Source organism: Streptacidiphilus sp. MAP12-33, assembly GCF_041261265.1.
In the GTDB taxonomy this organism is placed as follows: Bacteria; Actinomycetota; Actinomycetes; order Streptomycetales; family Streptomycetaceae; genus Streptacidiphilus.
Genome location: NZ_JBGCCA010000056.1, coordinates 23,049 through 43,295, shown reverse-complemented (window position 1 = coordinate 43,295; position 20,247 = coordinate 23,049). Strand labels below are relative to the sequence as shown.

Annotated in this window: 18 protein-coding genes and 1 tRNA gene; 9 read left to right on the top strand and 10 right to left on the bottom strand. The window is 71.4% G+C overall.

All coding sequences use genetic code 11. From position 1 onward, the window contains the following. Window positions 1-135 precede the first annotated feature (135 nt). From ABH931_RS37755 to ABH931_RS37740, 4 genes are all read right to left on the bottom strand, one after another. Window positions 136-909, bottom strand: a complete 774-nt coding sequence (locus ABH931_RS37755) for a hypothetical protein (protein WP_370124143.1) — start codon at window positions 907-909, stop codon at window positions 136-138. 102 nt (window positions 910-1,011) lie between these two features. Next, window positions 1,012-2,901 carry a phosphatidylglycerol lysyltransferase domain-containing protein gene (locus tag ABH931_RS37750; protein ID WP_370124141.1) on the bottom strand — a complete coding sequence of 630 codons (1,890 nt, stop codon included), beginning with the start codon at window positions 2,899-2,901 and terminating at the stop codon, window positions 1,012-1,014. Window positions 2,902-2,963: 62 nt separating this feature from the next. Beyond that, window positions 2,964-3,881 (bottom strand): SGNH/GDSL hydrolase family protein, encoded by a 918-nt coding sequence (locus ABH931_RS37745; protein WP_370124139.1) that lies wholly within the window; start codon window positions 3,879-3,881, stop codon window positions 2,964-2,966. A gap of 132 nt (window positions 3,882-4,013) precedes the next feature. Then, window positions 4,014-4,511, bottom strand: coding sequence for a MarR family winged helix-turn-helix transcriptional regulator (locus tag ABH931_RS37740; RefSeq protein WP_370124137.1), 498 nt, complete (start codon window positions 4,509-4,511; stop codon window positions 4,014-4,016). A 105-nt stretch (window positions 4,512-4,616) separates the two neighbouring features. Here ABH931_RS37740 and ABH931_RS37735 point away from each other — a divergent pair, with 105 nt between their 5' ends. Next, window positions 4,617-5,390 (top strand): methyltransferase domain-containing protein, encoded by a 774-nt coding sequence (locus ABH931_RS37735; protein WP_370124135.1) that lies wholly within the window; start codon window positions 4,617-4,619, stop codon window positions 5,388-5,390. A gap of 16 nt (window positions 5,391-5,406) precedes the next feature. Further along, window positions 5,407-5,823 carry a glyoxalase gene (locus ABH931_RS37730; protein WP_370124134.1) on the top strand — a complete coding sequence of 139 codons (417 nt, stop codon included), beginning with the start codon at window positions 5,407-5,409 and terminating at the stop codon, window positions 5,821-5,823. On the opposite strand, the gene ABH931_RS37725 is transcribed toward ABH931_RS37730, so the two are convergent. Both ABH931_RS37725 and ABH931_RS37720 read right to left on the bottom strand, forming a co-directional pair. After that, window positions 5,824-6,426: a TetR family transcriptional regulator gene (locus ABH931_RS37725; protein WP_370124132.1), complete on the bottom strand. Its 603-nt coding sequence runs from the start codon at window positions 6,424-6,426 to the stop codon at window positions 5,824-5,826. It abuts the gene before it with no gap. Window positions 6,427-6,523: 97 nt separating this feature from the next. Further along, window positions 6,524-7,543, bottom strand: a complete 1,020-nt coding sequence (locus tag ABH931_RS37720; RefSeq protein ID WP_370124130.1) for an acyl-CoA desaturase — start codon at window positions 7,541-7,543, stop codon at window positions 6,524-6,526. Window positions 7,544-7,731: 188 nt separating this feature from the next. On the opposite strand from ABH931_RS37720, the gene ABH931_RS37715 reads away from it, so the two are divergent. From ABH931_RS37715 to pth, 5 genes are all read left to right on the top strand, one after another. After that, window positions 7,732-7,802, top strand: a tRNA-Gln gene (locus ABH931_RS37715). A 130-nt stretch (window positions 7,803-7,932) separates the two neighbouring features. After that, entirely contained in the window at window positions 7,933-9,414 is a 1,482-nt protein-coding gene (glmU, locus tag ABH931_RS37710) for a bifunctional UDP-N-acetylglucosamine diphosphorylase/glucosamine-1-phosphate N-acetyltransferase GlmU (protein ID WP_370124128.1), read from the top strand. A 138-nt stretch (window positions 9,415-9,552) separates the two neighbouring features. Beyond that, the gene (locus ABH931_RS37705) at window positions 9,553-10,536 is read left to right on the top strand and encodes a ribose-phosphate diphosphokinase (RefSeq protein ID WP_370124126.1); all 984 of its coding nucleotides are present in this window, start codon (window positions 9,553-9,555) and stop codon (window positions 10,534-10,536) included. Window positions 10,537-10,695: 159 nt separating this feature from the next. Further along, window positions 10,696-11,289 carry a 50S ribosomal protein L25/general stress protein Ctc gene (locus tag ABH931_RS37700; RefSeq protein ID WP_370124124.1) on the top strand — a complete coding sequence of 198 codons (594 nt, stop codon included), beginning with the start codon at window positions 10,696-10,698 and terminating at the stop codon, window positions 11,287-11,289. Between the two features lie 116 nt (window positions 11,290-11,405). Next, window positions 11,406-11,981 carry an aminoacyl-tRNA hydrolase gene (gene pth / locus ABH931_RS37695; RefSeq protein WP_370124122.1) on the top strand — a complete coding sequence of 192 codons (576 nt, stop codon included), beginning with the start codon at window positions 11,406-11,408 and terminating at the stop codon, window positions 11,979-11,981. Between the two features lie 85 nt (window positions 11,982-12,066). On the opposite strand, the gene ABH931_RS37690 is transcribed toward pth, so the two are convergent. Together ABH931_RS37690 and ppc are read right to left on the bottom strand one after the other, a co-directional pair. Continuing rightward, the gene (locus ABH931_RS37690; RefSeq protein ID WP_370124120.1) at window positions 12,067-13,806 is read right to left on the bottom strand and encodes a hypothetical protein; all 1,740 of its coding nucleotides are present in this window, start codon (window positions 13,804-13,806) and stop codon (window positions 12,067-12,069) included. A gap of 166 nt (window positions 13,807-13,972) precedes the next feature. After that, window positions 13,973-16,732, bottom strand: a complete 2,760-nt coding sequence (gene ppc / locus ABH931_RS37685; RefSeq protein WP_370124118.1) for a phosphoenolpyruvate carboxylase — start codon at window positions 16,730-16,732, stop codon at window positions 13,973-13,975. A 216-nt stretch (window positions 16,733-16,948) separates the two neighbouring features. Between ppc and ABH931_RS37680 the strand changes: the two genes are divergently transcribed. Beyond that, window positions 16,949-18,262, top strand: coding sequence for a sensor histidine kinase (locus tag ABH931_RS37680; protein ID WP_370124116.1), 1,314 nt, complete (start codon window positions 16,949-16,951; stop codon window positions 18,260-18,262). Between the two features lie 237 nt (window positions 18,263-18,499). Continuing rightward, window positions 18,500-18,868, top strand: a complete 369-nt coding sequence (locus ABH931_RS37675; RefSeq protein WP_370124114.1) for a GntR family transcriptional regulator — start codon at window positions 18,500-18,502, stop codon at window positions 18,866-18,868. Between the two features lie 196 nt (window positions 18,869-19,064). Here the strand turns inward: ABH931_RS37675 and ABH931_RS37670 are convergent, their stop codons facing one another. After that, entirely contained in the window at window positions 19,065-19,553 is a 489-nt protein-coding gene (locus tag ABH931_RS37670) for an SUKH-3 domain-containing protein (RefSeq protein ID WP_370124111.1), read from the bottom strand. Window positions 19,554-19,573: 20 nt separating this feature from the next. Further along, window positions 19,574-20,041, bottom strand: coding sequence for a YwqJ-related putative deaminase (locus ABH931_RS37665; protein WP_370124108.1), 468 nt, complete (start codon window positions 20,039-20,041; stop codon window positions 19,574-19,576). Between the last annotated feature and the right edge of the window lie 206 nt (window positions 20,042-20,247).

Genomic DNA, 20,247 nt, shown 5'->3' with positions numbered 1-20,247 from the left:
CCCGCCCGCCCCGCCGCGGGGGCCCCCCCCCCCCCCGCCCGGGGGGGGCCCCCCCCGCGGGGGGGGGGGGGGCCCGGCCGCCGCCGGGGGCGGGGGCCCCCCCCCCCCCGCCCCCCCCCGGCCCGGCGTGCCGGCTCAGGTGCGGCGGTGGATCAGCATGACCGCGTTGAGGGCGGCGCTGGTCCGCTGCGTGCGGCGGTGCACCAGCTCCGCCCCCGCGGCCAGCGTGAGCGCGGTGAGGATGGCCACCAGGTGCTCGGCTCCGGCCAGGTTCGGCAGGGTGAGCGCCTCGGCGATCATCGCCGCGACGAGCACCGCCCCCGTGATCCGGGCCCGGTACCGCCAGGCGATGCAGACGGCGAGGGCGACCACGGCCACCGACGGTCCGGTGTCGCGGACGAACTCGGCGTTGTAGGAGAGGCCGAAGAAGCGGTCGGGACCCATAGCGATGCCCTGCCGCGCATACATGGTCGCGGCGAGCGTCGCCGCGTAGGAGATCGCGAGCGTGCGGAACCGGCCGAGCGTGAGCTCGGCGATGCCGAAGACGACGAAGACCTGCAGCGCCGCACCCCAGACCGGCAGGTCGGGCGCGGGGACGAAGAGGGACAGCGGCGTTCGCGAGAGCGCGACGTGCAACGGGAGCGAGGCGCGGACGACGCCCAGCTGCTCGACGATCGCCGCGCCGGAGGGTGACTGCTGCCACACCTGGAAGGCCAGGATGGCGAGGGTGGCGCAGATCGTCAGCGGCATCGCGGCCAGGCCACGCCCGCGCAGGCCGGTGCGCAGAGCGCGGACGAGCGCGCCCCACTCCCGTTCGGCGCCGGTGCGTACGGCGGAGAGCGCGGCCGCGGCCGTGCCGCTGCCGGCTATGCCGCCGCCGTCGACGGTTCCCGCTCCGTCCCTCTGCATGCGTGCGCTTCCTCCAGGATCTTCGGCATCGGGATCTCTGGTCCTCCTCCACCGTAAACCGCAAAAAGGGGCAAGCCATGATCTATGGGGCGTGATCGCCGGTCATTCGGAGGGAGGAGCCGCCCCGGTGCGGGCCGGACCTTCGGCGGGGGCATCCCCACGTGCGGCCGAGTCCGTGGCTGCCGCCGTGGGGGGCGTGGGGGGCGTGGGGGTCGTGGGCACCGCGGGCGTCGTGGGCGCCGCGGGGACGTGGCGACGCTTGAAGAGTGCCGGCAGGGACGGGGCGGTGATGAAGCCCTCCGCCCGGGCCGAGGCGATACCGATGCGCGGGAGGTCGCTGCTGCGCTGGAAGAGCAGGTAGCGGGGCTCCCAGATGGGCCGGTACTTCGCGTTCGCCCGGTAGAGGGATTCGATCTGCCACCAGCGGGAGAAGAAGATCAGCACCTCGCGCCAGAGCCGCAGGACCGGGCCGGCGCCGAGTCTGCCGCCGCGCTCGAAGACGGCCCGGAACATCGCGAAGTTCAGCGAGATCCGTTTCACGCCGACGGTGTCCGCCTGCCGGATCAGCTCGATGACCATGAACTCCATCAGGCCGTTGTCCGAGTCGCGGTCGCGGCGCATCAGGTCCAGCGAGAGACCCTCGACGCCCCAGGGGACGAAGCTCAGCAGGGCCCGCAGCTCGCCTTCGCCGTCGTGGCACTCCAGCATCACGCACTGGCCGTCGGCCGGGTCACCGAGGCGGCCCAGCGCCATGGAGAAGCCGCGTTCGGTCTGCCCGTCGCGCCAGTGGTCGGCGAGTTGGAGCAGCGCGTCCATCTCGGCCTCGGGGATCTCGGCGTGGCGCCGGATCCGGACGGTGTAGCCGGCGCGTCCGACGCGCTTGTGCGCCTGCCTGACACCGCGCATCGCGCGGCCGTCGAGTGTGAACTCGTCGACCTCGACGATCGCCTCGTCGCCGAGTTCCAGCGCGTTGAGTCCGTGACGGGCGTACACAGTGCCGCCCTCCTCACTCGCGCCCATCACGGCGGGGGTCCACGCGTGCACCTGTGCCTGGGCCATCCACTGGTCGATGGCGCCGGGCCAGGCCTCGATGTCCCCGATCGGGTCGCCGGAGGCGAGCGAGACGCCGCCGACCACGCGGTAGACCACGGCGGCCTTGCCGGTGCCGGAGAAGACCACGCTCTTGTCGCGTCGCAGCGCGAAGTAGCCGAGGGAGTCGCGTTCGCCGTGGCGGTCGAGCAGCTCCCGCAGGCGCTTCTCGTCCTCGTCGCAGAGGTACTCCTTGCCCTTCGGGGACCGGAACAGCGCGTAGAGGACCAGCAGGAAGAGGATCACGCTGAGCACGTTGATCGCGATGTCGACCCAGTGCGGGATCCGCACACCCACGTGCTCGGACCCGGCCGGGGCGAGTGTGTACACGCGCATCAGCGCGTAGTTCATCCGGTCCCAGAGCGTGGAGCCGGAGGCGGAGTTGGTGGCGGTGACCAGTCCGGTGCCGATCAGCATGCCGACCGCGCCCCCGACGACCAGGGTGAGCAGGGCCAGCATCGGGTTGGACCGGTCGCCCTTGGCGTGGAACTCGCGGCGGCCGACCAGCAGCGAGACCACGAAGAAGGCGCTGATCGCGGCGGAGATCCAGTTGAAGGTGTGCTCCCGCACCTCCGGTGCGACGGCCATGACCAGGAGCACGAGCAGCAGGTAGGCGCCGGAGAGCACGATGTTGAAGATCCACGCGGCCCGCTTGCGGCGCCGCATCATGATCGCCAGGAACCAGGCCAGCGCGGCCGAGGTGAAGCCGGCCGTCAGCAGGTAGGGAGTGAAGAGTTCGCCGGTGTTGTGGCGGGTGACCTGACGCCGAAAAGGTGCGGAGAAGGCCCCGAGCAGGTTGAGCGCGGCGGCGAGGCGGAGGTACCAGATGGCCGCCCAGGCGGCTCGACGTTGCCATTTCTCGCGACTGCTGGCCGGACTATCGGTCGACACGTGCGTATCCATCCCGTTCTGCGGCAATCTTCATGATTACACACCAGAACGGGATGGAACGGACATTCAATCGCTCAGCGGCGGTGGTGGTGGAACAGCTTCAGGAACACGCCGGCGATCACCGCGTGACCCGTCGGATTGGCGTGGATGTCCGTGTACGGAGTGCACATCCACGTCCAGGTGCAGATCCGGGCCACGTTCAGCGGAACCTGCCCGACGCCCGGCAGGGTGACCTGGTCGGTGAAGTCCGACGTCGAGAACGCCGTGGAGACGTCGGCGAGCCGGAACTCGCCGGCCTCCAGCCCCAGCTTGATGGCGCCGTTCAGCGCCACGCCCAGCTGCACCGACTCCTTCGCCGCCTGCTGGCCGGCGGAGCCGGTGAGCCAGACCGCCAGGAAGGGGTCGTAGTAGTTCATCGCCGCGTAGCGCGGGTGGCTGCCGCCGGCCCGGTGCAGGGCCGCGGTGATCTGCGGGAACTGCGTCGCGACGGTGGCGATGCCCTTGAGTGCGCAGGCGACGTCGACGGATCCGCCCTTCAGGCAGCCGTCGACGTCGTTGGCGCCGATGTCCAGCGTCACGTAGCTGACGTGGCCTCGGTGGGCCCGCAGGAACTTGACCGCGGCGTCGAGCTGGGAGGTGGCCCCGGGGTAGGTGCAGATGCCTCCGTTGATCATCGTCTGCGTCGTCTCGCCGGAGCAGCCGAGCTTGACGTGGACCAGGTCCGGGTCGTGCTTCTTGAGCTGCGCGTAGAGCTGGTCCGTATAGGAGACGTCGGTGTTGTGGCCGACGTTCGGCTGGTAGCCGGCGGCCAGTGAGTCGCCCAGTGAGACGTAGTACTCGGGGCTCTCGTGGTGCGAGGACGCGGTCGGCTGGGCGACGGCGCCGGCGTTGGCCTGGCCGGCGGCGAACGCCGGTCCGGCCAGGCCGGTGGCGAGCAGGGCGGAGCAGGCGGCTGCGGCCAGGACGCGTGCCAGCCGCGGCAGTGCGGTCATCGGGTGGTCTCCCCCTTCCGGAGCCCGCATCGTCGCGGACTCCCGGGAAGGGAGTAGACAACCGGCCGGTAACCGCTGACAAGAGGTGTGCAGCAGGGGAACGGAGCGTGACGGCGCCCGGTCGGGCGCGTTTCAGTCTGCCAGGTTGTCGAACGGGGCCACGAGTTGGCGCAGCAGCGCGGCCAGGTCCTCGCGCTGGGCGGCCGAGAGCTCGGCGAGGATCGCCCGCTCGTGGTCGAGCAGGCCGGCCAGTGCCGCGTCGGCGCGTTCCTGTCCCGCCTGGGTCAGCCGGACCAGGACGCCACGGCGGTCGTCGGGGTCGGGCAGGCGCTGGACCAGGCCCTTGGCGGCCAGCCGGTCGATCCGGTTGGTCATGGTGCCGGAGGTGACCAGCGTCTGTGTCAGCAGCTGCCCCGGGGAGAGCTGGTATGGCGCTCCGGCCCGCCGCAGGGCGGTGAGCACGTCGAACTCCCACGGCTCCAGCGCGTGCTCCGCGAAGGCGGCACGGCGGGCGATGTCGAGGTGGCGGGAGAGCCGGCCGACTCGGCTCAGTACCTCGAGGGGCTCCACGTCGAGGTCGGGGCGCTCCCGGCGCCACGCTGCGACCAGCCGATCGACCTCGTCCTCCATGCTGATCAGTGTAGTCGGATATCTATCGACGTGAAGTCTCTTGACATCAAGAATTTACGGACGCCATGCTGAAGTGTCTCGACATCAAGATACTTGGAGGCCGTGATGGGCGCTGTCTCGTGGGACCCGCAGCAGTACCTCCGCCACGCCGACCTGCGGAGCCGTCCGTTCTTCGAGCTCGTCGACCGGGTGCCCGGCCGCCCCGGGCGGGTGGTCGACCTCGGCTGCGGGCCCGGCAACACCACCGTGACCCTGCTCGGCCGCTGGCCCGGCGCCCACGTCCTCGGGCTCGACAGCTCGCCGGAGATGATCGAGCAGGCCCGGCAGGAGGCGACGGGCGTCGCGTACCGCCTCGGCGACATCGGCAGCTACGACCCGGCACCGGACGCCCCCGACCTGATCCTCTCCAACGCGGCGCTGCAGTGGGTGCCCGGCCACCTCGACCTGTTCCCGCGCTGGGTCGAGGCGCTGCCCGCAGGCGGTGTGCTGGCCTTCCAGGTGCCGGCGAACTTCTCGGAGCCCTCGCACACGCTCCTGACCGAGCTGCGCAACTCCCCGCGCTGGCGCGCGCGGCTCGGCGGCCCGCACCGGGCCGAGGTGCCGACGCCCACGGCGTACCTGGAGACGCTGGCCGCGCTCGGCTGCGCGGTGGACGTGTGGGAGACCACCTACCACCAGGTGCTCCAGGGCGAGCAGCCGGTGCTGGACTGGATGCGGGGCACCGGCCTGCGCCCCGCCCTCGACCTGCTCCCGGACCAGGACGAGCGGGCTGACTTCCTCACCGCGTACGCGGCACTGCTGGACGGCGCCTACCCGCGCCGCGCGTTCGGGACGGTCCTGCCGTACCGTCGCGTCTTCGTTGTCGCGATCAAGAACTGAGAGAGCAGGCATCCGCATGATCATCGCCCTCGACCACGTCCAGCTCGCCGCCCCGGCCGGGAGCGAGGACGCCCTGCGCGGCTACTACGTCGACGTCCTCGGCCTGACCGAGATCCCCAAGCCGCCGGTGCTCGCGGCCCGCGGCGGCTGCTGGTTCGCCACGGCGGACGGCGCGGTGCAGGTGCACGTCGGCATCGAGGACCCGTTCACTCCCGCGAAGAAGGCGCACCCGGCGCTGCGCATCCGGGGCATCCGCGCCTATGCCGAGCAGCTGGCGGCGAAGGGCGCGGAGGTCGTCTGGGACGACAACCTCCCCGGCCACGACCGCTTCTACTCGTTCGACCCGTCCGGCAACCGCATCGAGTTCCTGGAGCCGCACAGCCCGGAGCCGCACAGCCCGGAGCCGCACAGCCTGGAGTCCTCGAGCTCCTGACTACTGCTTGCGGCGGCCCACCAGCTGAGGCCGCCGCTCCATGCCCTCCAGGCCGTGCCAGGCCAGGTTCACCAGGTGCGCCACCACCTCGGCCTTCTTGGGCTTGCGCACGTCCAGCCACCACTGCCCGGTCAGCGCGACCATGCCGACCAGCATCTGCGCGTACATCGGCGCGAGCTTCGGGTCGTAGCCGCGCGACTTGAACTCCAGGCCGAGAATGTCCTCGACCTGGTTGGCGATGTCGCCGATCAGCGAGGCGAAGGTTCCGGTCGACTGGGTCACCGGCGAGTCGCGGGTGAGGATGCGGAAGCCGTCGGTCGAGGTCTCGATGTAGTCGAGCAGGGCGAACGCCGCCTCCTCGCACAGCTCACGCGGGTGCCCGCCGGTCAGCGAGCCGGTGACCATGTCGAGCAGCAACTGCATCTCGCGGTCGACGACGACGGCGTAGAGGCCCTCCTTGCCGCCGAAGTGCTCGTAGACGACCGGCTTGGAGACGCCGGCCTTGGCCGCGATCTCCTCGACCGAGGTCGCGTCGTAGCCGCGCTCGGCGAACAGGCTCCGCCCGATGTCCAGCAGTTGCTCGCGGCGTTCCTTGCCGCTCATCCGCACGCGCGTGCCCCGACGTGCCGACGCCCCCCGCTTGGACGAGGGCGCGTCGCCTCCCGCGTCTTTGTCGCCGCTGCTCTCGTTCACAGGTCCATCATGCCGCGCGACTTACCTCTGCCTTACCCCCGGGCTGCCGCCGCTTCATGTCGAGCCGTTCGGCGCTCGGCCAGCGGACGTCCGTGGCCCAGCCGAGCTGCTCGAACCAGCGGATCAGGCGGGCCGAGGAGTCGATCTGCCCACGGAGCACTCCGTGGCGGGCGGAGGTGGGGTCCGCGTGGTGCAGGTTGTGCCAGGACTCGCCGCAGGACAGGACCGCCAGCCACCAGACGTTGCCGCTGCGGTCGCGCGAGCGGAACGGGCGGGAGCCGACCGCGTGACAGATCGAGTTGATGGACCAGGTCACGTGGTGCAGCAGCGCGACGCGCACCAGCGAGCCCCAGAAGAAGGCGGTCAGCGCGCCCTGCCACGACCACGACCACAGGCCGCCCACCAGCGGCGGCAGCAGCAGCGAGAGAAGGGTGAAGAGGAAGAACTGGCGCGAGATCCAGTGGATCGCCCGGTCCTTGACCAGGTCCGGCGCGTACTGCTGCTGCGGCGTCTGGTCCTCGTCGAAGAGCCAGCCCATGTGGGCCCACCACAGGCCGCGCAGCAGCGCGGGCACGGTCTCGCCGTAGCGCCAGGGGGAGTGCGGGTCGCCCTCGCGGTCGGAGAACCTGTGGTGCTTGCGGTGGTCGGCGACCCATCGCACGACCGGTCCCTCGACGGCCATGCTGCCGGCGACTGCCAGCGCGAGCCGCAGCGGGCGCCTGGGCTTGAAGGAGCTGTGGGTGAACAGCCGGTGGTAGCCGACGGTGACCCCGTGGCAGGTGAGGAAGTACATCACCGTGGCGATCGCGATGTCGTGCCAGCCGATGCCCCGGCCCCAGGCCAGTGGGACGGCGGCGACCAGCGCGGCGAACGGCACCACGATGAAGATCCCGATCGCGACGCGTTGCAGCAGGCTCGCCCGTTCTCCGCCCCGGGTGCCGTCCTGGACGGCCGTGGGCGGATCGATCGGCGGGTGCGCGTCCGGCACCGGACGCAGGCCGGTCTCTGTGCTCGGCAGGGTGGTCATGGGTGCCTCTCGGCTCGACCTACGGAACCGTAACCTACGGCATCGTAGGTTCACTGCCCAGGGCGGAGGAAGCCCACGCTCCGCGGACGTGGCGACTGGGTGAATCTCTGTGTCGTCGCACGGAAGGGCGCTGTTGCGGCATAGTTAGGGGCGCACGTTCGCCGGAGCCTCCGGGGGGCGGCGATCCGTCCCGGATCGTCTAATGGCAGGACAGGGGATTTTGGATCCCCGAATGAGGGTTCGATTCCTTCTCCGGGAGCTCTCGAACAGGCGCTGCCCTGAGCCACGGCTATCCTCACTGTGTTCGGGTACGTCTGTGCGGCTCCCTCGCGGGATGTGTGACGGGCCCGGCGGACCCTCCAGCCCCCTGCACGAGGAGCCTGCGTCCCATGACTCCCACCGCCGTGATCGTTCTCGCCGCCGGCGAGGGCACCCGGATGAAGTCGGCCGTCCTGCCCAAGGTGCTGCACCCGCTCTGCGGGCGCACGCTCGTCGGGCATGCGGTCGCGGCCGGGCGGGAACTGACGCCGGAGCAGCTGGTGGTCGTCGTCGGCCACATGCGCGAGAAGGTCACCGCTCACCTGGCCGAGGCCGACCCGGGCGTGCGCACCGTCGTGCAGGAGCGCCAGAACGGCACCGGCAACGCCGTCCGCGTCGCCCTGGAGGCGCTCGGCGTCGAGGGTGTCGCGCTGGACGGCACGGTCGTGGTCACCACCGGTGACACCCCGCTGCTCACCGGTGCCACGCTCCAGGCGCTCGTCGCCGCGCACGGCCAGGACGGCAACGCCGTCACCGTGCTGACCGCCGAGGTGCCCGACGCGACCGGCTACGGCCGGATCATCCGCGGCGCCGACGGCGCCGTGCAGGCGATCGTCGAGCACAAGGACGCGAGCGACGAGCAGCGCGCGGTGCGCGAGATCAACTCGGGCGTCTTCGCCTTCGACGGAAAGCTGCTGGCCCAGGGCCTGGCCGAGGTGCGCACCGACAACAGCCAGGGCGAGGAGTACCTCACCGACGTCCTGGGCATCCTGCGCGAGGCCGGCCACCGCGTCGGCGCGGTCGTCGCCGACGACTACCGCGACATCCTCGGCATCAACGACCGGGTGCAGCTCGCCGAGGCCCGCCGGATCATGAACGACCGCCTGCTGGACGCCGCCATGCGGGCCGGGGTCACCGTGGTGGACCCGGCGACCACCTGGCTCGACGTGCAGGTCACCTACGAGCGCGACGCGGTGATCCACCCGAACACCCAGCTGCACGGCGCGACCAGCGTCGGCGAGGGCGCCGAGGTCGGTCCGAACTGCACACTGCGGGACACCGGGATCGGCGCCGGCGCGGTTGTGATCAATGCCACAGCCGAGCGCGCGGTGATCGGCGCGGGCGCGAACGTCGGCCCGTACGCCTACCTGCGCCCCGGTACGGTCCTCGGCGCCAAGGCCAAGGCCGGCACCTACGTCGAGATGAAGAACGCCGTGGTCGGCGACGGCGCCAAGGTGCCGCACCTGTCCTACGTCGGCGACGCGACGATCGGCGAGGGCACGAACATCGGTGCCGCCTCCGTCTTCGTCAACTACGACGGCGTCAACAAGCACCGCACCACCATCGGGGCGCACTGCCGTACCGGCTCCGACAACATGTTCGTCGCCCCGGTGACGGTCGGGGACGGGGCCTACACCGCGGCCGGCTCGGTGATCTACCAGGACGTGCCCGCGGGTGCGTTGGGCGTCACACGTCCGCAGCAGCGCAACATCGAGGGCTGGGTCGAGCGCAAGCGGCCCGGAACGGCGTCGGCGCAGGCCGCGGCGGCCGCGAAGGCGGCTGCGCAGGACGGGGCCGAAGAGGCCGAAGGGGCCGCTTCGACCACTCCTTGAGGCGACCCGGGCGCGACGGCAGGTGCTGCGGACGCGTAACCTGGGGTCATCCACACACCACAGGGCCGCGCCAGGCCAGTGTCCGCCTGCGGATGCGCAACCTACCTGGGTGTACAAAGCAACAAGGAGACGGTTGCAGTGACCGGGATCAAGTCGTCCGGCTCGCGGAAGTTGATGCTCTTCTCCGGCCGTGCACACCCCGCGCTCGCGAACGAGGTGGCCGAGCAGCTGGGTGTCGAGTTGGTCCCCACCAAGGCGCTGGACTTCGCCAACGGTGAGATCTACATCCGCTACCAGGAGTCGGTCCGTGGCGCGCACGCCTTCGTGCTGCAGAGCCACACGGCACCGATCAACCAGTGGATCATGGAGCAGCTGATCATGATCGACGCGCTCAAGCGCGCGTCGGTCAAGACCATCACCGTGATCATGCCGTTCTACGGGTACGCCCGTCAGGACAAGAAGCACCTGGGCCGCGAGCCCATCTCGGCCCGCCTGATAGCGGACCTGCTGAAGACGGCGGGCGCCGACCGGCTGATCTCCGTGGACCTGCACACCGCGCAGATCCAGGGCTTCTTCGACGGTCCGGTCGACCACCTCTTCGCGCTGCCGATCCTCGCCGACTACGTCGGCTCCCGGGTGGACCGCGACAAGCTCACGGTCGTCTCCCCGGACGCCGGCCGCGTGCGCGTGGCCGACCAGTGGTCCGACCGCCTCGGCGCGCCGCTGGCGATCATCCACAAGCGCCGTGACCCGAACGTGGCCAACAAGGTCATGTCCGCCGAGGTCGTCGGTGACGTCAAGGGCCGCGTCTGCGTCCTGGTCGACGACATGATCGACACCGGCGGCACCATCGTCGCGGCCGCGGACGCGCTGTTCGAGCAGGGCGCGGAGGACGTCATCGTCGCCGCCACGCACGGCGTGCTCTCCGGCCCGGCCGCGGACCGGATCAAGAACTCGCGGGCCAGCGAGTTCGTCTTCACCGACACCCTGCCCACCCCGGGCGAGCTGTCGAAGGAGATCGACAAGGTCACCACGCTCTCCATCGCCCCGCTGATCGCCCGCGCGATCCGCGAGGTCTTCGACGACGGCTCGGTCACCAGCCTCTTCGACGAGCGCGCCTGATTGATCGTTTTGGCTCCCTCGCCGGGCTTGGGTACTCTGGGTACCTGCCCGGCGAGGGAGCTTCTCTTTTGCTCCGTTATCGACGCGCTTCTTGTTCCAAGACGTGTGAGATGGCCGCCTGGCGCTCACCCGTTCATTGACGAGACAAGGAGCGCTTCCATGTCCGAGATCCGCCTTTCCGCTGAGCCCCGCAACGAGTTCGGCAAGGGTGCCGCCCGTCGCGCCCGTCGTGCCGGCCTGGTCCCCGCCGTCGTCTACGGCCACGGTCACGCCCCGGTCCACCTGAACCTGCCGGGCCACGACCTGATGCTGGCGCTGAAGACCCCGAACGCGCTGATCTCCCTGCCGATCGACGGCAAGCAGGAGTTCGTGCTGCCGAAGGCCGTCCAGCGTGAGGCCATCAAGCGCACCATCGAGCACGTCGACCTGATCCTGGTCAAGCGTGGCGAGAAGGTCACCGTCGAGGTTCCGGTCCACACCGAGGGCGAGCTGGCCCCCGGCGGCAACCTGCTGGAGCACGTCCTCGCCGCCCTGCCGATCGAGGCCGAGGCCACCCACCTGCCCGAGGCCGTCACGGTCTCCATCGAGGGCCTGGAGGCCGGCGCCTCCATCCACGCCAAGGACATCACCCTCCCCTCCGGCGCCACCCTGGCCGTCGACGAGGACGCGGTCGTCCTGCAGGTCATCGGCGCCCAGGCCGAGGCTGCGGCCGAGGAGTCCGAGGAGGCCGCCGAGGCCGAGGCCGAGGCCTGATCCTCACGATCACCTCGTGACACCCTGTGCACTGCCCCGGCCGTCCGCTGTGACGTCCGGGGCAGTGCCGCGTCACCCCCGTGTCAGCCCGAGCCTCACGACAGGAGTCGCAGGAAATGAGCGAGCAGCAGGGCCCCTGGCTGGTGGTCGGCCTCGGCAACCCCGGCGGCCAGTACGAGGGAAACCGGCACAACATCGGCTTCATGGTGGCCGACCTGCTGGCCGAGCGCGTCGGCGGCAAGTTCAAGGCCCACAAGAGCCGCGCCCAGGTCCTGGAGGGCCGCCTGGCGGGCCAGCGTGTCGTCCTGGCCAAGCCGATGTCCTTCATGAACCTCTCCGGCGGCCCTGTCGTCGCGCTGCGCGACTTCTACAAGTCCGGCGTCGACCGGCTGATCGTCATCCACGACGAGCTCGACATCGAGTACGCCACCCTGCGCCTCAAGCGCGGCGGCGGCGACAACGGCCACAACGGGCTCAAGTCGATCACCAAGTCCCTCGGACCGGAGTACCTCCGCGTCCGGGCCGGCATCGGCCGCCCGCCGGGCCGCATGGAGGTCGCCGACTTCGTCCTGCGCGACTTCTCGTCCTCCGAGCGCAAGGAGCTCCCGTGGTTCGTGGACCGCGGCGCAGACGCGGTGGAGGCGCTGATCCAGGAGGGTCTGGAGCGGGCGCAGTCGACGTACAACAACTGAGCCGGCCGAACCGCGAACGGCCGGACCCGCGGGATGCGGGGCCGGCCGTCGCCTTTTGCCCGGGACGTCGGATCGGGACGTCGGATCAGGCGCTGACGTAGGTCATCGGGCCGACCGCGTCCAGGTGGGCCTGGTCGGGCGCGATGTAGACCACGGCCCAGGTCCCGGAGCGGGTGTCGCGCGCGCCGAGCGAGAAGTTCCCGGCGGCGTTGGTGCGGCCGCCGGTGACGTAGTACCAGGTCTTGCTCCCGGCCGGGCGGAAGACCAGGGCGACCTTGCAGTTGTTCATCCGCACCCAGCCGCCGTGCTGCTGCCACAGGGTGCCGCCGAAGCGGACCGTCTGACCGTAGTAGGCGTGCGTGGTGCTGGGGTGGCCGCCGGTGATGGTCGTCGGCACCCGGTAGAGGTGCATCACCGAGCTGACCGCGGCGGCCCGGTCGGCGTCGCCCGGGTAGTAGGCACGCCAGTAGCCGTTGGCGTTGGCTCCGGCGTTGGCATAGAACTGCACGGTGTCGGAACCGACACCCGGACGCCCGATCCTGGTCCAGCCCAGGAAGTGCCAGGTGCGGTTGTCCGGCGAGTACTGGACGGCCACGCTCTCGGTGTTGTCCGGGATCGGGGCCGTCGAGCCCGTCGACAGGTCGAGCGTGAACATGGCCTCGCCCGTGGCGTCCTCCGAGTACGACTCGGAGGAGAAGTACGTCGGGGCGGGGATGTGTACGTGCACCCATGCGGACGTGCTGCCGGTCAGGTACACACCGCTCTGCCACGAGCCGGTCGCGGCCGGGTCGCCCGCCGTGGTCACGGTGTACACACCGCCCCAGGTGATGGCCAAGCTGAACGAACCGTCCGCCGCCGTGATGGCCGAGGTCGAGCCGCCGGCCACCGGGAGGCCGGGCGCCGGCACCCAGGTCGTGCCGACCTCGCGCTCGACCACGCCCTTCAGCATGGCCGGGGCGGTCTTGACGTACACGTTGGCCGGCTCCAGCAGCCGGATGCGCGTGGGCTCCTGGACGATGCTGACGCTGTTGCTCGTCGCCGAGGTCGCGGTGAACCGGTACGGCGTCGCGCCGAAGCCCCACGCGCCGGAGGGCGTGAAGGTCAGCGTGGGGCCGGAGGTGACGGTGCCGGAGGCGGTGAAGGTGCCGTCGGGGTTGACCGTCGCCTCCATGCCGTTGGCCACGGTGCCGGTGTAGCTCAGCCCGACCTCGAGGTGGTCCGGCGCGATCGGGCCGCCGGTCCGCGGGTCGGTGATCGTGGCCTGGCCGGTGACGGTCACCGTACGGTGGTCGAAGTCGAGCGTCGACGGCGTGGCGTGCAGGTTCGACAGGGCGACGGTCGCCGCGTAGGTGAACTGCCCGACGTTCGGCACGATCACGTCGTTGCCGGCCTGGTCGGTGACCTCCGCGGACACGTCGTAGACGCCCAGCTGCGGAAGCTTCACCGGGCTCGGCGCGCTCCAGACCGGCACGGTGGGACTGGCCTGGACGAGGCCGCCGATCACGGCGTCGTCGGGGGCGTCGGCCGCGTCGCCGTGGAGGCGGAAGTGCAGCGAGACGCCGGTGATGCCCTTGGCGCTCCAGGTGCCGGCGGCGTCGACATCCCAGACGCCGATCTGGACGCCGGTGTTGGAGTACTGCGCGAGGCTCTGCGCGAACGGCAGCCCCGGCGTCGGGGTGGTGACCTGGGTCGGCCCGGTCGCAGGAGCGGACGGGCTCGGGCTCGGGCTCGGGGAGGTGTCGGCCATGGCCTGGGCCGGCACTGCGAGCGTCGCCGCCAGCAGCGCGGTGGCTGCGACGGCGGGAACGGTGGAACGGAGTCTCACGTCGAGATCCCCCTGAACGATACGTGTCTCATGTGGCGCAGTTGTGCGGGACATGAGTGATGCGCGCGTGAGCCTAGTGCGGTGGCCGAAAACGAACCGCGGCCGGTGTCCGGAATGCTCCGGAAACCGACCGCGGTTGATGCACGAATCGTTACCTGGCCTGGTGTCAGCCCGTGTTGCGCAGGCCCGCCGCCACGCCGTTGACGGTGAGGAGCAGCGCGCGCGAGCGCAGCGGGTCCTCGGAGATGTGGTTGGCGGCGTCCTCGCGCTGACGGCGCAGCAGGGCGACCTGGAGGTAGGAGATCGGGTCCAGGTAGGCGTCGCGGATCGCGAACGTCTGCTTCAGGACCGGCTGGTGCTCCAGGAGTTCCGACTCGCCGGTGACCCGCAGCACCTCCTTGACCGTCAGTTCGTGCTCGGCCTCGATGGTGTCGAAGACGTGCCGCAGCTCCTTCGGGACCAGCTGCTCGACGTAGTGGCGGGCGATCCGCAGGTCCGTCTTGGCCAGCGTCATGGTGACGTTGGAGAGGAAGTTGCGGAAGAAGTGCCACTTGCCGTGCATCTCGTCGAGGATCTCGCTGAGACCGGCCTCGCGGGCGGAGGCGAGGCCGGAGCCGACGCCGAACCAGCCCGGGACGATCTGGCGGGTCTGCGTCCAGCCGAAGACCCACGGGATCGCCCGCAGACCGTCCAGGCCCGCCCCGGAGTCCGGGCGGCGGGACGGGCGGGAGCCCAGGTGCAGCGAGGCGAGCTGGTCGACCGGGGTGGCGGCGAAGAAGTAGGACGGCAGGTCCGGGTCCTCGACCAGGCGGCGGTAGGCCGAGTGCGCGCCGTCGGAGACGGTGTCCATGGTCGCGTCCCAGCGGGCCAGCGCCTCCGGCGACTGGCGCGGGGAGGTGTGCATGGCCGAGGCCTCCAGCGTCGCGGAGACCGTGAGCTCCAGGTTCTCCCGGGCCAGTGACGGGATCAGGTACTTGTCCGAGATCACCTCGCCCTGCTCGGTCACCTTGATCTCGCCCTCCAGCGTGCCCCACGGCTGGGCCAGGATCGCCTCGTGGGAGGGACCGCCACCACGGCCGACGGTGCCGCCGCGCCCGTGGAAGAGGCGCAGCCGCACGCCGTAGCGGTGCGCCACGTCGCGCAGCCGGCGCTGGGCGCGGTGGATCTCCCACTGCGAGGTGGTGATGCCGCCGAACTTCGAGGAGTCCGAGTACCCGAGCATGACCTCCTGCACGTCCCCGCGCAGTGCCACCAGGCGGCGGTAGGAGGGGTCGCGCAGCATCTCGTCGAGAATGGTGTCGGCGGCGCGCAGCTCGTCGGTGGTCTCCAGCAGCGGCACGATGCCGATCCGGGCGACCTCGCCGTGCAGGTCGATCAGACCGGCCTCGCGCGCCAGCACCGCCGCCGCGAAGACGTCGTCGGCGCCCTGGCACATGGAGATGATGTAGCTCTCCACGATCTCCGGGCCGAACCGCTCGAAGGCCTCGCGCACCGTCCTGAAGACGCCCAGGGTCTTGGTGCCGGCGGCGTCCAGCGGCGCCGGGGTCGCCGCCAGCGGGCGGCGGGACTTGAGCTCCTTGGCCAGCAGCCGCTGCCGGTACTCGCGCGGCATGTCGGTGTAGCGCCAGGCCTCCTCGCCGAGACGGTCGAAGAGCTGGCCGAGCGCGTGGTGGTGGGCGTCGGCGTGCTCGCGCACGTCCATCGTCGCCAGCTGGAGCCCGAAGGCCGCGATGGTGCGGATGGCGCGGCTCATCCGGCCGTCCGCGATCAGGCCGCCCTTGTGCGCGCGCAGCGAGGTCTGGATGACCTCCAGGTCCGCCAGCAGCTCGCCGGTGCCGAGGTAGTCACGGCCGGGCACGTGCGGGGTGTTGTGGGCCAGGCGCTCCTTGGTGCCCAGCAGCTTCTGCCGGATGCAGGTGGCCTTGAGCCGGTAGGGCTCCTCGGCGTTCATCCGCTTGTAGCGCGGGGAGATCTCCGGCAGGTTCTCCAGGTCGGCCGAGAGGCTCTGCAGCAGCTCCTCGCTCGCGCCGGAGAGCCGGACCGAGGAGGAGAGCGCGCCGCGCAGCTCGTCGATGACGTCGAGCGCGTCGTTGATCCCGTACTCGTGCTGCAGGACCAGCACGTCGAGGGTCACCTCGGGGGTGACGTTGGGGTTGCCGTCGCGGTCGCCGCCGATCCAGGTGCCGAAGGTCAGCGGGCGGACGCCGTCGGGCAGCTTGACGCCGACGCGGGCCAGCTCCTCGTAGAGCTCCTCCAGCACGTCGGGGACGGCGCGCTTGTAGAGCTCGTCCAGGTAGTAGATGGCGTTGCGGGCCTCGTCGGCGGGCTCCGGACGGGCGATGCGCAGCTCGTCGGTCTGCCAGAGCAGGTCGATGACCTCGGCCAGACGGCGGTCCGCCTGGCGGCGCCCGGTCGGGCGGGAGGGGGTGTCGATGGTGTCCAGCAGCTCGGCGATACGGCGCAGCTTCTGCAGCACGCTGCGGCGCGCGGCCTCGGTCGGGTGCGCGGTGAACACCGGGCGGACGTTCAGGTGCCGCAGCGTCTCGGCCAGATGGGCCGGCTCCGCCTCGGCGAGCTTGTCGACCGTGCGGGACAACAGGGAGCCGTTGTTGTCGCGGTTGGCGTTCAGCTCACGGCCGCGGTGCACCTGCTCGGCGACGTTCGCGAGGTGGAAGTAGGTGGAGAAGGCGCGCACCAGCTTGGCGGCGGTGGCGAGGTCGGTCTCCTCCAGCAGCCGGGCGGCGGCCGCACCGTCGCTGCGGGTCAGCGCGCGGACCTGCTCGACCAGGTCGAGCAGCTCCTGGCCCTCCTGACGGACCAGGGTCTCGCCGAGCAGGTCTCCGAGCCGTCGGATGTCCGCGCGCAGGGCGCTGTTGTCGGTGGCCGGGGCGGGGGCGGGGACGGTGGCCTCGCGGTCGTCGCTCACGCTGGTGCTCCCTTGCGGGGTGGGGGGAACGGACAAGGGCGTGTGCGGACCACGCTGTCCGCTCGAGTAGCAGTTACCTGCGTCGTGCTCGAGATTCGGTCGATCTCTCGCGGTCCAGCATAGGTTGCGGCGAGTGACCGTCCACGAGGATGGCCGCTATGCGGACAGGTGGGTGGCCGTCCACAGCGCCCTTGGGCTTCCTTTTACCCTTGTCGCATGAGGGTGGGAGCGTGGACGCGCCGACGGAGCATGTGGCTGGACATCGGCCTCGCGGTGGTCGCGGCGGGCGAGTGCGCCTGGTCGGCCGCCGTCTTCGCGTTCCGTCAGGGCCTCGGCACCGCCGCGGTTGCGGCCGTCGCCGTCTTCGGGCTGGTCGCCGGGTCGACGCTGCTGGTCCGGCGGCGCTGGCCGCTGATCCCGGTCGCCGCCGCCCTCGCGACGATCCCGCTCGACGCGGGCTACACGCTGCTGATGATCGGTCTCTACACCCTGGGCGCGTACCGCCCTGAGGGTGTCGCGAGCCGGTTCGCGGAGCGGCGCGCCATGAGCGCGCTGTGCGCGGTGGCGATCGCCGAGACGGTGCTCGTGTCGACGCTGACGCTGGGCACACAGCAGCAGGAGGCGTTGCGGCAGGGTGTGCCGGAGTACGTCCTGATCATCCTGTCCGTGCTGGTGGCGGTGGCGATCAGCGTGCCGCCGGCGATCCTCGGCCTCTACATCGGCGCCAAGCGGCGGCTCTGGGTGGCGCTCACCGAGCGTGCCGAGGGCCTGGAGACCGAGCTCAGCCTCCTCGCCGACCAGGCCCTGGAGCGCGCCCGCCGGGCCCGCATGGAGGAGCGCACGCGCATCGCGCGCGACATGCACGACGTGGTCGCCCACCGGGTGAGCCTGCTGGTCGTGCACGCGGGCGCGTTGGAGCGAGTCGTGCACAAGGATCCGGACCGGGCCGCGCAGAGCGCCAAGCTGATGGGCGACATCGGGCGCCAGGCGCTGGACGAACTGCGGCAGATCCTCGGGGTGCTGCGGACGGTCGAGCCGGACGAGCCGTCGACGACCCCGACGGGTGCGGCGACGGGTGTGGGCGCGGGCCCGCGCGGCGCGGCGGGCGCAGGCTCCGACGACGTCGCCGACCTGGGTCTGGCCGATCTGCCCAAGCTGGTCGACGAGTCGCGGGCGGCGGGCCTCGGGGTCCGCTACACGCTCGGCGGGATGCGGCGCTCCCTCCCCGCGCAGGCGGAGCAGACCGCGTACCGGGTGGTCCAGGAGGCCCTGACGAACGTGCTCAAGCACGCTCCCGGCACGGACGTGGAAGTCGTCGTCGCCTATGTCGCGGGCGGCGTGGCCCTCGCGGTCTCCAACACCTGCCCCGCCCCGGACCTCGGCCCCGCGGCCGACCGGGGGCTGCCCAGCGGCGGCAACGGTCTGGTCGGCATGCGCGAACGCGTCAATGCGCTGGGCGGCACCTTTGCCGCGGGCCCGACGGCGGAGGGCGGCTACCGGGTCGAGGCCCGGCTGCTGACGGTGTCCTGACCGTGTGCTGGAACGCTCGCTGACCCGGAGCGTTCCGGGTCGGTCGTCACGCTCGTGCGGCCGTTGTGCCTGTGGCGAGGTGTCGGCGGCGGGCACTGGGTGGGCGAGCTGTTCCTGGCGTGGGCGGCCGGTGTCACGGGTGGCCCGGTCATGCTGAAACGGCGTGGTCGCCAGGCCCGGCGTGCGTCAGTACTACCGTAGGAGGCTGCCGTTGTCCCGAGCGTCGGAGACCGCACCGTGCTGATCGCCCTCGACCCCGCGTCGCCCGTCCCGCCCTTCGAGCAGATCCGCGCGCAGGTCGCCGCAGCCGCGGCGAGCGGCGAGGCGCCGGTCGGCACGAAGCTGCCGACCGTCCGCAAGCTGGCCGAGGAGCTCGGCCTCGCGGTGAACACGGTGGCCAAGGCCTACCGCGAGCTGGAGGCCGCGGGCGTGGTCGAGACCCGCGGCCGCGCCGGGACCGTCGTCGCCGCGTCCGGCGACCGCTCCCTCGCCGAGGTCGCCCGCGCGGCGGCGTCCTTCGCGCTCCGCGCGAAGGCGCTCGGCCTCCCCGAGACCCAGGCGCGCGCCCTGGTGGAGACGGCCCTCCACGAGACCTACGGCGGGTAGTCGCACGTACCTCAGGGGCGCGAGGCTCTGCTCGATCACCTGCGTGCGCGACAATCCCCAGGCTTCGGCCGGGAGGTGCCCCGGAGGTGCCCCCTCCCACGCAGGCAGAGCCCCGAACGCGCAGGGCCATCCGCACGCCGGTGGTTTCTCGCGCACGCGGTTGATCGAGCAGAGACCCGTCCCCCCGAGGGTGCGCCTACATGGCGTCCGTCAGGAACCGGAGGCGTTCCGCGCGCATGCCGTTGATGAGCGTGGTCAGCGCCTGGTCCATCGAGTGGCCGAGGAACCACTCGCCCGCGTGGTCGAGGCTGTACACGCGGCCCGCCGCGTCGATCGCGAGCAGCGCCGCGCCGTCGCGCTCCTCACCCAGCGGCGCCACCGGAAGTTCCAGGGAGCGGCCCAGGTCGGCCAGCGTGCGTGGCTGGTGCAACCCCCGCAGCGGGTCGACCACGAAGGGCGTGCGGGCGACCTCGAGGCCGGGGCCGTCCAGCCCGACGGCGATCTCGCCGAACTCCGCCCACGCCTCCAGTGCGGCGGGGAACACCGTGTGCCGGTGGCCCTCCGGTGAGACGTGGGCGTTGAGCCGCGCGGCCCAGGCCTCGGCCATCGGCAGGCGTTTGCGGTCCGGGAACCAGCCCGCCTTGGCGAGGGCGGACGCGACGTCCGCCGGGAATCGAGCCTCCATGGATGTCCGACCTCCCCTCGTCACTTCTTCTTCGGATGCAGCGAGATGGTCCTGATGCCGAAGTGCGCGAGGAGCGGCTCGCAACTGCGGCACGGCGGCTGGTGGGTGCCGTGGGCCGGATCACCCTCCTCGCGGATTCGGACCGTGGTCATCTTCGCGCCGCGCAGCGCCTTGCGGGCGTCGCCCTCCCCGAACGACTTCCGCGCGGCCCGGCCCGAGCGTCCCGACTCCGTCTGGTCGATGAACTGCGACAGCAGCACCGCCTCCGGACATCGTCCGGTGAACCGCTCGCGGTGCTCCACCGGCAGCCCGGCCAGGAAGTCGCCGACGAGCGGGTGGAGCTGCGGCGGCTCGCCCTTCTCACTGACGTGCGTATAGGTATCACCCCGCACCGACAACGCCGCGGCGACGATCGGCATCAGGCTGTCCCTGCGGTGGCGCAGCAGCGGAGCGGGCGCATGTCTGCGCTGGTGATGCGTGGTCTCCATGAACGGTAGTTCCTTTCCCCCGTCAACCCCCGTCAACGTGCTGTGCATCAGACTGCCAAATACCCCCAGAGATACTGAAGTCGGGGGTGTGTTCGATAACGGACTGCTCGGGCGGTGCCGCTCATGTCCGTACGAGCGGGGCCGGGGGAGATCCCCGGCGGCCGGGAAGCCCCTAGGCTGAGCACCGGCAGTCAGTTCCAGCAGGG